This is a genomic window from Labrys okinawensis, from assembly GCF_047345005.1.
GTDB classification, from domain to species: Bacteria; Pseudomonadota; Alphaproteobacteria; order Rhizobiales; family Labraceae; genus Labrys; species Labrys okinawensis.
The window spans coordinates 933,402-946,391 of record NZ_CP178864.1 but is presented as its reverse complement, the minus strand read 5'-3'; the positions used below and the strand labels follow the sequence as shown (position 1 = coordinate 946,391).

Here is a 12,990-nt window from a genome sequence, read left to right as displayed (position 1 = left end):
CTCATTTGTCGTCGAAACGTTCAGCGATCACTTCTCGATATTCCTTGTCCGAGAAATAGATCAGGAAGCCGAAGTAGATCAGGATGACCAGGGCGGTGAGCAGGAAGATCGGCAGGGAGAAGGAATAGTCGAAACGCGAGGAGATGATCGGCGCTGCCGTTTCGGTGGTGTAGCCGAGCCTTTCCCACACGCCCTGCATCAGCGGCGTCTGCTGCATGCCACCCCAACTCTTGTCGGCGAAGGCGAGGTCGATCTTGCCGCCGCCAGCAAGGCCCATGGCGACAGGGAGGAACAGGCTCGCCACCACGAGGACGAGCAACACGATTGAATCGATGACCTGGCCCAGCATGGACTGCTCGGGAGGCTTATAGGGGGTCTTGGCCATGACCGTTCCTCAGCGCTTGGATTTCTTCATTTCGTCGATGTAGTGCAGGTCCAGCCCGTAGAGATGCACCTTGTCCTCGTGATAATGGCGCACGAGCGCGAAGATCGAGGCGGTGTTGAAGAGCAGGACCAGTCCGGCGGCGATGACGAGGGCGATGGTAACGCCGCTCGAGCCGGTATTAGGCAGGACTTCGAAGAACACGAACAGCAGCGTAAGCCAAAGGACGACGATGGCTACAAAGGCCCAGGCGCGGTCGCGGCGATACATCACCTCGATCCGCGGATCTTCCGATCCGGGAGTCATGTGCGTTTCCCTTCCAAGACACAGCTTGTTACCTGACAGGCAACTTGTTTTTATGCCAGGAAACATTGCCCTCGATACCTGGCGTGAGTCAAGCGTTTGTCCGACCAAACAATTCGTATTCAAGACAATATTTGGCTGTTTCAGACCATTTTTCCGTCTGTTTAATGAACGGAAATTTTCTTGCGCTTCAGGAATGCACCGGTAAAATTCAAAGCACGGGGCTGCCGGGCGCCGCCGCCTGTCGCGGCCAATGCCAATAATGGGAGATAATGGGCTTCGATCTTTACGCTGCCGGTCCAATGCGGCAGAAGATTTTCACGGGCCTGGCCTCGGGAGCCCGGAGCCAGGACGGGATGAATGGGAAGGTCATTGGTCCCGTTTCGGAAGGATCGAAAGGAACGCGATGACAAAGCGGGTGGTAGCACCAACCCCCAGAACCGCCCCGCCCCCTGCCGATGGCCGCGGCGATCCGGTCGCGGTCAGCCTTCCCTTCGCCGATCCGATCGATCCCGGCGAGGGCGAGAGCCTGTTCTCCGATGCCTTTCCCACGCGTAGTTTCCCCTCCGACGCCGTGATGCCGGCGCAGGACCCGCACGCCCTTGGCGGGGCGCGCGACAACATCCTGGAAGTGGCGATCGGACGCGAGGTGCGTGCCTTCCGCAACAAGCTCGGCATCACCGTCGCCGACCTTGCCGCCGCCACCGGCCTGTCGCTCGGCATGCTTTCCAAGATCGAGAACGGCGTCACCTCCCCCTCCCTCACCACGCTGCAGACGCTGTCGCGAGCGTTGGGCGTGCCGGTGACGGCCTTTTTCCGCCGCTTCGAGGAGCGGCGCGAGGCCGTGTTCGTCAAGGCGGGGGAGGGCCTCCTGATCGAGCGCCGCGGCACGCGCGCCGGCCATCAGTACCGCCTGCTCGGTCACAACAGCGGCAATACCGGCCGCGTTGTGGTGGAGCCCTATGTCATTACGCTGACGGAAGAATCCGACGTCTTCCCGCTGTTCCAGCATTCTGGCCTGGAATTCATCTACATGCTCGAAGGCGAGGTGATCTACCGCCACGCCGACAAGCTCTACCACCTCACGCCCGGCGACAGCCTGTTTTTCGATGCGGACGCCCCGCATGGGCCGGATGAGATGAGACAGTTACCGATAAGATTCCTGTCGATCATCTCCTATCCGAAGGACGAGGCCTGAACGGCCGGGGCGCTTGAGATCAGGCTGAAGAATGTATATACTCAGCGTATATACATTCTTCACGGGGCCTCCATGTCTCACTACGCCAAGGTCTTCCGCTCGGGAAATTCGCAGGCAGTGCGACTCCCGAAGGAGTTCCGCTTCGATGTCGATGAGGTCGAGATCACCCGTGAGGGTGATGCCATCATCCTTCGGCCGCGGGCGGGCGATCGCAAGCCCTGGGGTTCTTTGCTGGCTGCGCTCGAACTCGGTTTCAGTGATGATTTTCTCGCCGAAGGCCGCCAGCAGCCGGCTCCACAGGAACATCCCGGGCTGGACGATTTCTTTAAATGATACGCTTCCTGCTCGATGCCAATACGATCATCGCCCTCAAGAACAACCGCTCGCACCTGCTTCTCAACCGCATCCGGGCACATCGGCCAGGCGAGATCGCACTATCGGCGATTGTTTTGCATGAACTCTACTACGGCGCCTTTCGCAGCCAGCAACTGGCAAGGAACCTTGAAGTCGTACGCCTGCTTCGGCAGGATTTCGAGATCCTCGATTTCGATGCAGAAGATGCGCGCGAGGCGGGCGATATAAGGGCCGATCTTGTGCGGGCAGGTCGCCCCATCGGCCCCTATGACGTGCTGATTGCCGGCCAGGCCGCTGCACGCTCGCTTGTCCTCGTTACCAGCAACACTGGCGAGTTCAGTCGCATTCCCCGGCTGAAGCTGGAGGACTGGACGCTGCCTCCACTGACCGGTTTCCACGAAGACTGAAAGTCAGTCCGGTCGGCCCATCCGGGCAGGAATTGCCTGAAATACGGGACATGACTGCCCATCCATTGCTCTTGACAGAGCGGCAGGCGCGTCTGAATCTTGTTTGTATACGAATGAATTTCAACCATTCTGACCGAGATAGACCTGTACAACCCGAAGACAATCGGAAACCATCGTCACCACATCCATCAGAGAGCGGGAGTGCCGAATGCGGATAGTGTCTCGACTTGTGTTTGCCGGCCTTGCCGCCGCCGCGTTGGTGGCAGCCAGGCCTTCCTTCGCGGCGGATACGATCAAGATCGGCGAGATCAATTCCTATTCCGGCCTGCCCGCCTTTACCGAGCCCTACCGCAAGGGCTGGCAGCTGGCGCTGGACGAGATCAATGCGGCCGGCGGCGTCAATGGCAAACAATTGGAGGTGATCTCCAAGGATGACGGCGGCAAGCCGGCCACCGCCATCACCGCGGCCAACGAGCTGACCAGCAGCGACGGGGTGGTGATGCTGATGGGGACCTTCTTTTCCAATGTCGGCCTCGCCGTCTCCGACTTCGCCAAGCAGAAGCACGTGATGTTCCTGGCAGCCGAACCGCTCACGGATGCCATCACCTGGACGAAGGGCAATGCCGAAACCTTCCGCCTGCGCCCTTCAAACTACATGCAGGCGGCCATGCTGGCCGAAGAGGCGGCCAAGCTGCCCGCCAAGACCTGGGCGACCGTGGCGCCGAATTATGAATATGGCCAATCGGCCGTCGCCGTATTCAAGCAGATCCTGAGCGCCAAGCGCCCCGACGTGAAATGGGTCGGCGAGCAATGGCCGACGCAAGGCAAGATCGATGCCGGCCCTGTGGTCGAAGCCCTGCTGGCGAGCAAGCCAGACGCCGTCCTCAACGTCACCTTCGGCGGCGATCTCGTGAAGTTCGTGCGCGAGGGCACCACGCGCGGCCTGTTCAAGGACCGTTCGGTGGTGAGCTTCCTCACAGGCGAGCCTGAATATCTAGATCCGCTCAAGGACGAGGCGCCGACAGGCTGGATCGTGACCGGCTATCCCTGGTACGCCCTCCATTCGCCGGCCCATGACGCCTTCCTCAAGGCCTACCAGGCCAAGTACAACGACACCCCGCGGCTCGGCTCGATCGTCGGCTATGTCACCATGAAGGCGGCCGCGGCGATCCTCGCCAAGGCCGGCTCCACCGACACGCCGGCGCTGATCAAGGCTGCCGAGGGCCTTCCGCTCGACACCCCCTTCGGCCCGATCGTCTTCCGCGCCCTCGACCACCAGTCCACCATGGGCGCGTTCGTCGGCACCACGGCGGTGCAGGACGGCAAGGGCGTGATGACGAATTTCGTCTATCGCGATGGCAAGGATTATCTGCCGGATGACGCGACGGTGAAGGGCATGCGCCCGGCGGAGTGAGGAAAAGGCGCGACGCGAGGTCGGAGGGGGGTGTGGCCCGACGAACTCGACGTTCAAGGAGGGGACTCGTCATTCCGGCCGTGGCTATGCGAAGCGCCGGATTCCATGAACGCAAACTTGCGAGGACTATGTTCATGGATTCCGGATCTCCACTCACAAGCGAAGCTTGTGAGGATATGGTCGTCCGGAATGACGGCGCTCCGGCATTATCATCCCACGTGAAGCCCGTCGGCCCACCTCCCCCGGCTTCGTGGGGGAGGCTAGTCGCGGCCCACTCCGAGAGGAATCCTTGGGAACCATCATCGCGCAATTCCTGAGCGGGCTCGCTGGTGCCGCTTCCCTGTTCCTGGTCGCCTCCGGCCTCTCGATCATTTTCGGCGTCACACGCATCGTGAATTTCGCCCATGGCGCCTTCTATATGCTGGGTGCCTATCTTGCCTGCACGTTCGCCAATCAGTGGTCCGGCGCGTTCGGATTCTGGGGTGCCATACTGGCCGCCATCGTGATCGTCGCGATGCTCGGAGGCCTCCTCGAGATGACGCTGCTGCGCCGCATCTACCGCGCGCCCGAGCTCTTCCAGCTCCTTGCCACCTTCGGCGTCACCCTCGTGGTGCAGGACGTGGTGGTGCTGGTCTTCGGCCCCGACGACCTGCTCGGCCCGCGCGCGCCCGGCCTCACGGGCGCCGTGGAGATCGCCAGCCATGCCATCCCCACCTACGACCTCTTCCTGATCGCCATCTCGCCCGTCGTGCTCGGCCTTATCTGGCTGCTGTTCAACCGCACGCGCTGGGGCATCCTGGTGCGCGCCGCAACGCAGGACCGCGACATGGTCGCCGCCCTCGGCGTCAACCAGAAATGGCTGTTCACCGGCGTGTTCATATTCGGCGTGGCTCTGGCGGCGCTCGGCGGCGCCCTGCAGATCCCGCGCGATGCCGTCACCCACCAGATGGACCTCGCCATCATCGTCGAAGCCTTCATCGTCGTGGTGACGGGTGGGCTCGGTAGCGTGTTCGGCGCTCTCATCGCCGCCGTCCTGATCTCGGAACTCGACGCCTTCGGCATTCTCGCCTTCCCAAAGATTTCAATCGTGCTGATCTTCCTGGTGATGGCGGTGGTGCTGGTGGTCAGGCCCTGGGGCCTGTTCGGCAAGCCGACCGGCACGCCGCGCAGCACGCTCGGCGTCTCCATCGAGCCCTGGCGGCCGATGCGCCTGCCGGGACGCCTCGCCGCGGCAGGCCTCGTCCTGCTCGCCGCGCTCCTGCCGCTGGCGGCCGGACCCTATTTGCTTTCGGTCGGCAGCGAGATCGCCATCTTCGTGCTCTACGCCGCCAGCCTGCAGTTCCTGATCTCGGTGGGCGGCCTCGTCTCCTTCGGCCATGCCGCCTTCTTTGGCCTCGGAAGCTATGGCGCTGCCTTGCTGGTGACCCTGCTGGGCTGGCCGATGGAGGCCGCACTCGTCGTGGCGCCGCTCCTGGCGCTGGCAGGCGCCATCCTCTTCGCGGGCTTTGCGGTCAGGCTTTCCGGCGTCTATCTCGCCATGCTGAGCCTTGCCTTTGCGCAGATCTGCTGGTCGATCGCCTCGCAATGGGTCGATCTCACCGGCGGCGACAATGGCATCCTCGGCGTCTGGCCCGCGCCATGGGCTGCCAGGCCCTGGGCCTTCTACGAACTCTGCCTGATCCTCGCAGGGTCGGGGGTCGCGCTGCTGCGCTTTGCCACCTTCGCCCCCTTCGGCTTCATGCTGCGCGCCATCCGCGATTCCGATCTGCGCGCCGAGGCGGTCGGCATTCGCCGCGCGCCTGTGCAATGGGGCGCCTTCGTGCTCGCCGGCACGCTGGCCGGCGTCTCAGGCGCCCTGTTCGCCTTTCTGAAGGGTAGTGTCTTTCCCGACGCTTTCGGCGTCACCAATTCCGTGGATGGCCTCGTGATGGTGCTGCTCGGCGGCATGGGCAGCGTCTCCGGCTCGGTGCTGGGCGCCAGCGTCTATAAGGCTCTCTCGACCTGGCTGATGAGCGAGACCGATTATTCCAGGCTCGCCATCGGCCTGGTCATCATCGGTGCCGTCGTGGCGCTGCCACGCGGGCTCGTCGGACTGCGGGACCTGCTGCCACGCCGGGAGATCAGGCCTTGAGCGCGCTCCTGGAGATCACCGGCCTCGCCAAGTCCTATGGCGGGGTAGAGGCGGTGAAGGACGTCTCGCTCCGCGTCGCGGCGGGCGAGATGGTGGCGCTGATCGGGCCGAACGGCGCCGGCAAGAGCACATGCTTCAACATGATCAATGGCCAGATCCGGCCCGATCGAGGCTCCATCCGCATGTTCGGCCGCGAGACGGTGGGCCTGAAGCCGGCAGCGATCTGGCGCCTTGGCGTCGGCCGCACCTTCCAGATCACCGCGACCTTTTCTTCCATGCGGGTGATCGAGAATGTGCAGGTAGCCCTCGCCAGCGACGCCTCCGCCCTCTGGCGCCTCACCCGGCTCGACGGCTTCAGGCGAGCGGAGGCCAAGGCCCTGCTCGACCTCGTTGGCATCGGGGCGCTCGCCGACCGTCCCTGTGGCGAGCTTGCCTATGGCGACCTCAAGCGCCTGGAATTGGCCGTGGCGCTCTCCAACGAGCCGCACCTGCTGCTGATGGACGAACCGACGGCCGGCATGGCGCCGGGGGCGCGCATCGCCATGATGGCGCTGGCCGCCAAGATCGCCCGCGAGCGCGGCATCGGCATCCTCTTCACCGAACACGATATGGATGTGGTGTTCGAGCATGCCGACCGGCTGCTGGTGCTCGACCGCGGCCGCCTGATCGCCGAGGGCGATGCCGAAACGGTGCGCAGCGACCCGCTTGTGCGGGCCGTCTATCTCGGCGACAGCACTGTCTTCGCCGGCCTCGAGCCGCAGACGGAGATCCGCTGATGCTGCGTGTTGCCGGACTCGACAGTTTCTACGGCCCCGCCCATATCCTGCACCAGGTCGCCCTCGAAGTGGGCAAGGGCCAGGTCGTCGCCCTGATCGGGCGCAATGGCGCGGGCAAATCCACCACGTTCCGCTCGATCATGGGGCTGGTGGCCGACCGCCACGGCACGATCATGCTTGATGGAACCGACATCATCCGCCTGCCGACCTATGAGATCGCCCGGCGCGGCCTCGGCTATGTGCCGGAGGACAGGCGCGTCTTTACCGACCTGACGGTGGAGGAGAACCTCGAAGTCGGTCGCCAGCCGGCACGGTCCGGGCTGAAGCCCTGGACACCGGCGCGCCTCTACGAACTCTTCCCCAATCTCGGCGCCATGCCGCGGCGGCCGGGCGGCCGGATGAGTGGGGGCGAGCAGCAGATGCTTACCATCGCCCGCACCTTGATGGGCAACCCCGCCATCGTGCTGCTCGACGAGCCCTCCGAAGGCCTCGCACCGAAGATCGTCGAGGAGATGGCCCGAGCCATCATCACTCTCAAGCGGGAGGGCCTCGCCATCCTGCTCTCCGAGCAGAACCTGCATTTTGCAAAACTGATCGCCGACCGCGCCTATGTCATCGAAAGCGGCAGCATCCGCTATAGCGGCACGATGGCGGAACTCGCGGCGGATCAGAAGGTGCAGACGGAATATCTGGCGCTATGACAGCCGGAGCCGCCATGGTCGAGTGAAGTTCATCACCACCGTGACAACGGTAATCAGGCTGCTGCCTGCCAAGAAGTCCATTGGAGAACGTGACGCCAACAATTCCCAGCTGGCGCAAACGGCAACCTGCATGAGGCCGAACAGCCAAAACGGCGCAGGCAATCCTTTCGGCTCGGTTTCGCTCCCAAAGACCTCGGCGATGTCAGGCCGCCAGTTCGGTGCTTCTCTGGCATAGGCATAGGCAAGGAACAGCGTCAGCACGCCGAAGAGGAAAATATGCCCCCCTGAGCCGTAATGCAGCCAGCCCGGCGCAATCCCGCTACCCGACAAGAGGAGATAGAGCGGCGCAACGATGACGCCGATCACGATATTGGCCAGAAGGGGAGGCCAGATCAGTACCTGGGTGGTCAATCGTGCCCGCCATGCTTGCGAAGGGGCGGGAACGCGCCCGTTGCGTGGCAGGATTCCGTCGACCGTAGCGAGGTTCGCGACCACGATGACCATACCGCTTATCAACAGAAGGCCGAGACAGGTCGGCAGGAACGCCGGCGACATTGCGCCTGTTCTCGCAAGGTCCAGAAGCTGGAGCGATCGGAGAAGAAGAACGCTTACAAAGGGCACGATCCAGAGCAGCCAGAAGCCATTGCCCAATCCGCGCCGCGAAATGCGGTCTGCGAGCCAGGCCAACAAGGCCGTGCTGCCGACATAGGTACTCATGGTCGCCACGATGAAGCCGGCGCCGGGATCCGGCACCACGCCTGGCATTTGCTCCATCGCCGTGGCGATCCCGTAGCCCTGGAGAGCGGCAGCCGCAAACGCCGCGAGCCGGACATAATCATTCAGCCGAAACATGTTGGGAGCGGAAGCGACCTGCCATCGCGCCAGCCGCGGAATGAACAGCTTTGCGAGTTCCAGGAAGGCGAGAGGCATGAACAGCGGTATCAGGCCGAGGCCGAAAATGGAGAGCCGCGTCCCGGCATCCATGCCGACGCTCGTCATTGCCGCAAGGACCGCCTGTGGGTCGACACCATAGAGCGGAATCGTGGTTCCCAGTGCGTAGAGAATTCCGACCATCGCGAGCCAGCCGAGATTGGCCGCGCTTCCGCTGCCACCCTGAGGCCTTTCCGGTCCCCATGAATCGACCCGCACTTCCGTCATCGGCAGATCCCTCGTCGCGAACACGCTGAAGCATCCTGCCTTTCCCTGTTCGGAATCAAGCCTCCGAGATTTTTTCGCCCGCCCCGGGAATAAACGCGCCCCATCCGCAGTCTGGACCCTTGCGGAGCGAATGGACGCTCCATCACCAGAGCTCGGAGCATCTCATGAGCATCTCTGACGAGGCACCCGCCAAGGACGCAGACGGCATCGACCGCCGTGGTTTTCTCGAATGCATGACCTGGGCCGGCACCGGCGTGCTGTGGTCCCTCGCCGGCGGCCTGCCGCAGGCCATGGGCCTGAGCAAGGCGCTGGCGGCTGAATCGCCGACAAAGCCCTTCACCTTCCTGCAGATCAGCGACAGCCATGTCGGCTTCGACAAGCCGGCCAATCCCGATGCGCTCGGCACGCTGCGCGAGGCGATCGCCCGTATCCAGGCGCTGCCAGTGAAGCCGGACTTCATGATCCATACCGGCGACATCAGCCACCTCTCCAAGGATACGGAGTTCGACAATGCCGACCAGCTCATCAAGGAAGCCGGCATGCCCGTGTTCTATGTGCCCGGCGAGCACGACCTGCTCGACGACGGACAAGGCAAGGCCTATCTCGACCGCTACGGCAAGGGATCGCGCGGCGCCGGCTGGTACAGCTTCGACCACAACGGCGTGCACTATATCGCGCTCGTCAATGTCGTGAACCTCAAGGCCGGGGGCCTCGGCAATCTCGGCTCCGACCAGCTCGAATGGCTGGAGAGCGATGTCGCCGGCCTGTCGTCCTCCACGCCGATCGTGGTCTTCGCCCATATCCCGCTCTGGACCGTCTACCCCGAGTGGGGCTGGGGCACCGCCGACGGCGCGCAGGCGCTCGGCTATCTCAAGCGCTTCGGCTCGGTGACCGTGCTGAACGGCCATATCCACCAGGTGATGCAGAAGGTCGAGGGCAACGTCGCCTTTCACACCGCCCGCTCCACCGCCTTCGTACAGCCGGCGCCCGGCACCGCTCCCTCCCCCGGCCCGATGAAGGTGCCGGCGGGCGATCTTCGCAAGATGCTCGGCATCGCCACCGTCGACTTCGTGCAGGGCAGCGAACCCCTCGCCATCATCGACCGGCCGCTCGCCGGCTAGCCGAACTCCCCTTCCGGGCGGCCCCGGAAGAAGGCCGGAACCCTTCAGTGGCACTCCCGACCCGCCCTCGCCAGCGGGTTCCGGCCTTTCTTTTGCCTGGCCTCCTCCTTCACAGGATACCTGTCCCATGACGTCCCCAGCCCATCCCCTGCGCCGGCGCATCGGCGTCCTCGCCCTCCATCTCGGCTTGCTTGCCCTGCCTGTCCTAACCGGCTGGCAGGTGCCGGCATGCGCCGCCGATGCCCAAGCCGCCGATGCCCAAGCCGCCGATGCCCAGACCGCCAGCACCAAGCCTGCGGTGGCCGAAGCCATGGTCGTCATCGACAACTTCAGCTTCTCCCCACAGGAACTCACTGTCCCGCCCGGCACCACGGTGACCTGGGTCAACCACGACGATATTCCCCACACTGTCACGGAAGAAAACAAGGCGTTCCGCTCCAAGGCCCTGGATACGGATGACAAGTTCTCCTTCACCTTCAACACGCCAGGGGATTTCAGCTATTTCTGCTCGCTTCATCCGCATATGACCGGAAAGATCACGGTCAAGCCGGGTGCGAGTTGATCCGCGGCCATAGCGGGTGCAAGAGTTGAGCGTGGAGAGGGAGCACCCATGATCGGTCAGGCCACCATCAGCCCGACGAATTGGCCGGCGCAGGCAGCGCCGCGCCTGTGGGGCCGCCTTGCCGCTTGGCTGAAAGCTCCTTGGCTGCAAGCCGTCCTGTCGGTTGGGGCAGACGCATCGGGCCGGGCCAGGGCCGCGCCACCTGATGCCGCCGCGCTGTCGCGCTTCCAGGCCATGATGCTTCCCCATCTCGACGCCGCCCACAATCTGGCGCGTTTCCTCTGCCGCGATGCCGACGCGGCCGAGGATATCGTGCAGGAGGCCTTCCTGCGCGCCTTCCGCGGCTTTGCCGACTATCGCGGCGGCTCACCGCGCGCATGGATCCTGACTATCGTACGCAATTGCCATCATTCCTGGTGGCAGGAGCAAAAGCGCGGCCGAACCGAACCGCTCGACGGCGGCCTCACCGAAGAGGGCGAGCCGAAGGAGCGCACCGACCTGCCACATGAAGAGGCCAATCCTGAATCGTCCCTGCTCGAACGCGACCAGGCGGCCGAAGTACGCGCCGTGCTTGGCGCCCTGCCCGAAGCCTTTCGCGAAATCCTGGTCCTGCGCGAACTCGAAGACCTCTCCTATCGCGAGATATCGGAAGTGACCACGACGCCCCTCGGCACGGTGATGTCGCGCCTCGCGCGCGCCCGTGCCCTCTTCGCCGAAGCCTGGAAGCGCCGCCAGGCTGCGAGGGAGGCGGCATGAGCACCCCGGACAAACCGCATGACGACTGGGACGTCCTGCTGCACGGCTATGTCGACGACGAGCTCGACGCCGCCAATGCCCTCAAGGTCGAGGAGCACCTCGCCGGCTGTACCGACTGCACCGCGCGCCTCGATGAAATCAGGGCGCAGCAGGCCCTCATCGCCCAGGAGGGCGTGCGCTGGCCGGCGTCTGAGGCGCTGCGTAGCCGCATCGGCGCCGCCCTCCAGCGCGAGATCGCCGCGCCCCGGAGGCAGCGCGAGCCGGCGATGAGCTGGCGCCTCTTCCTCGATCGCTTCACGCGCTGGAGCCTGCTGCCTTCGGCGGCCGTTCTCGCGGCTTGCCTGCTGTTCGTGACCATGCGTCCCGAACCTGGCCCCTCGCTTGAAGATCAGCTCGTCTCCAGCCACGTGCATTCGATGCTAGCCAACCATCTCACCGATGTGTTGACGTCGGATCAGCACACGGTGAAGCCCTGGTTCAACGGCAAGATCGACTTCTCCCCGCCCGTAGTTGACCTCAAGGACAAAGGCTTCCCGCTGGTGGGCGGACGCGTCGACTACCTGAACGGACGGGTGGTGGCGACGCTGATCTACCGGCGCGGCGGCCACGTCATCAACCTCTTCATCTGGCCCTCCTCTGGAGCAGCCGCGACCGCCGAAGAACGGGAAGGCTACAACCTCCTGAACTGGACCCAGGCGGGGCTGGATTTCTGGGCGGTGTCGGATGCGGCCCGGGATGAGCTGAAGCAGTTCCAGCAGGACTTCTCGGACGCCACGCCGAAGTGAGGGGATTCCGAACGGGCATGAGTTAAGCCTCCCCCAGCTTCGTGGGAGAGGCTTAGGTCGCGCTAGTCTCCAAACGCCCCCTACCCCACCGCCTTGCGATAGAGATGCCACGTCGCGTGGCCCAGCACCGGCATCGCCACGATCAGGCCCAGCAGCGCCGGGATCGAGCCCAGAACCAGCGACGCCGCGACGATGAAGCCCCATGCCAGCATCGGAACGGGATTGGTCTTGACCACCTCCACCGAGGTCCTCACCGCCGTGCCAACACGGACCTTGCGGTCGAGCAGCAGCGGGAAGGAGACCACGGAGATGGCGAGCACGCCGAGGGCGAACAGGAAGCCGATGCCGACACCGAGGACGATCATCGTCCGGCCCGCCGTGGTGTTGAAGACATCCGAGATGAAGGCCGAGGTCGAGACCGGCAGGACCGCCCCGAAGCACAGGTAATAGACCAGCGCCGCAACACCGAGCCACACCGCGAAGATCACCGCCAGAATAGCGCTGAGCCCGAGAATGGCGCCGAAATTCGGGGAGCGGGTGACGTCGAGCGAATGCGCCCAGGTGACCTCCAGCCCCTGCTCGCGGCGCCGGCTCATCTCATAAAGGCCGATGGCGGCTACCGGGCCGATCAGGGCAAAGCCGGAGACCAGCGGGAAGATCATCGGCAGCATGCCATTGCCGAAAGCGAGCTGGGCGAGCACCAGGCCGGCGAGCGGATAGATCAGGCCAATGAAGAGCACATCCGTTCGGTAGGCGCCAAAATCCTGGAAGCCCTTCGCGAGGGCATCGCGCAGATCGCCCATGCCGATGCGGCGCACCACGGGAGCGGTGCTCTCGAATTGTGCCGCCGGGCGATGCAGGGTGTTGCGAATGGCGCCCACCCCATTGACGGTGCCGCGCGCGACATCGATACCCCACTCGACGGGATTTCTGATCGTCATG

Annotated in this window: 15 protein-coding genes; 11 read left to right on the top strand and 4 right to left on the bottom strand. The window is 64.1% G+C overall.

What is annotated here, in order from left to right:
* Position 1: 1 nt before the first annotated feature.
* Positions 2 to 385, bottom strand: coding sequence for a hypothetical protein (locus tag ACMDCR_RS04595; RefSeq protein ID WP_413991391.1), 384 nt, complete (start codon positions 383 to 385; stop codon positions 2 to 4).
* A gap of 9 nt (positions 386 to 394) precedes the next feature.
* Positions 395 to 688: a hypothetical protein gene (locus tag ACMDCR_RS04590; protein ID WP_413991390.1), complete on the bottom strand. Its 294-nt coding sequence runs from the start codon at positions 686 to 688 to the stop codon at positions 395 to 397.
* 403 nt (positions 689 to 1,091) lie between these two features.
* On the opposite strand from ACMDCR_RS04590, the gene ACMDCR_RS04585 reads away from it, so the two are divergent.
* The 7 genes from ACMDCR_RS04585 (at position 1,092) to ACMDCR_RS04555 (ending at position 7,666) form a co-directional block, all read left to right on the top strand.
* Positions 1,092 to 1,883 (top strand): helix-turn-helix domain-containing protein, encoded by a 792-nt coding sequence (locus ACMDCR_RS04585; RefSeq protein WP_413991389.1) that lies wholly within the window; start codon positions 1,092 to 1,094, stop codon positions 1,881 to 1,883.
* Between the two features lie 72 nt (positions 1,884 to 1,955).
* Entirely contained in the window at positions 1,956 to 2,216 is a 261-nt protein-coding gene (locus ACMDCR_RS04580) for an antitoxin (protein ID WP_413991388.1), read from the top strand.
* Positions 2,213 to 2,644: a type II toxin-antitoxin system VapC family toxin gene (locus tag ACMDCR_RS04575; protein WP_413991387.1), complete on the top strand. Its 432-nt coding sequence runs from the start codon at positions 2,213 to 2,215 to the stop codon at positions 2,642 to 2,644. Before ACMDCR_RS04580 ends, ACMDCR_RS04575 begins: the two co-directional genes overlap by 4 nt.
* A gap of 208 nt (positions 2,645 to 2,852) precedes the next feature.
* The gene (locus tag ACMDCR_RS04570) at positions 2,853 to 4,058 is read left to right on the top strand and encodes an ABC transporter substrate-binding protein (RefSeq protein WP_413991386.1); all 1,206 of its coding nucleotides are present in this window, start codon (positions 2,853 to 2,855) and stop codon (positions 4,056 to 4,058) included.
* Positions 4,059 to 4,347: 289 nt separating this feature from the next.
* A complete protein-coding gene (locus tag ACMDCR_RS04565; RefSeq protein WP_413991385.1) occupies positions 4,348 to 6,189 on the top strand; it encodes an ABC transporter permease in 1,842 nt (613 codons plus the stop codon).
* Positions 6,186 to 6,965 (top strand): ABC transporter ATP-binding protein, encoded by a 780-nt coding sequence (locus tag ACMDCR_RS04560; protein ID WP_413991384.1) that lies wholly within the window; start codon positions 6,186 to 6,188, stop codon positions 6,963 to 6,965. Before ACMDCR_RS04565 ends, ACMDCR_RS04560 begins: the two co-directional genes overlap by 4 nt.
* Entirely contained in the window at positions 6,962 to 7,666 is a 705-nt protein-coding gene (locus ACMDCR_RS04555) for an ABC transporter ATP-binding protein (RefSeq protein ID WP_413993531.1), read from the top strand. Before ACMDCR_RS04560 ends, ACMDCR_RS04555 begins: the two co-directional genes overlap by 4 nt.
* Here the strand turns inward: ACMDCR_RS04555 and ACMDCR_RS04550 are convergent.
* On the bottom strand, positions 7,661 to 8,848 hold the full coding sequence (locus ACMDCR_RS04550) for a hypothetical protein (protein ID WP_413991383.1): 1,188 nt from the start codon (positions 8,846 to 8,848) through the stop codon (positions 7,661 to 7,663). The two genes, ACMDCR_RS04555 and ACMDCR_RS04550, sit on opposite strands and share 6 nt — an antisense overlap.
* Before the next feature lie 140 nt (positions 8,849 to 8,988).
* On the opposite strand from ACMDCR_RS04550, the gene ACMDCR_RS04545 reads away from it, so the two are divergent.
* The 4 genes from ACMDCR_RS04545 (at position 8,989) to ACMDCR_RS04530 (ending at position 12,048) form a co-directional block, all read left to right on the top strand.
* Positions 8,989 to 9,945, top strand: coding sequence for a metallophosphoesterase family protein (locus ACMDCR_RS04545; RefSeq protein WP_413991382.1), 957 nt, complete (start codon positions 8,989 to 8,991; stop codon positions 9,943 to 9,945).
* A 220-nt stretch (positions 9,946 to 10,165) separates the two neighbouring features.
* Positions 10,166 to 10,507: a cupredoxin family copper-binding protein gene (locus tag ACMDCR_RS04540; protein ID WP_413993530.1), complete on the top strand. Its 342-nt coding sequence runs from the start codon at positions 10,166 to 10,168 to the stop codon at positions 10,505 to 10,507.
* 48 nt (positions 10,508 to 10,555) lie between these two features.
* A complete protein-coding gene (locus tag ACMDCR_RS04535) occupies positions 10,556 to 11,263 on the top strand; it encodes a sigma-70 family RNA polymerase sigma factor (RefSeq protein ID WP_413991381.1) in 708 nt (235 codons plus the stop codon).
* Positions 11,260 to 12,048, top strand: a complete 789-nt coding sequence (locus ACMDCR_RS04530) for an anti-sigma factor family protein (RefSeq protein ID WP_413991380.1) — start codon at positions 11,260 to 11,262, stop codon at positions 12,046 to 12,048. The genes ACMDCR_RS04535 and ACMDCR_RS04530 overlap by 4 nt, the downstream gene beginning before the upstream one ends.
* 80 nt (positions 12,049 to 12,128) lie before the next feature.
* Here the strand turns inward: ACMDCR_RS04530 and ACMDCR_RS04525 are convergent, their stop codons facing one another.
* The gene (locus ACMDCR_RS04525; protein WP_413991379.1) at positions 12,129 to 12,989 is read right to left on the bottom strand and encodes a DUF2189 domain-containing protein; all 861 of its coding nucleotides are present in this window, start codon (positions 12,987 to 12,989) and stop codon (positions 12,129 to 12,131) included.
* Between the last annotated feature and the right edge of the window lies 1 nt (position 12,990).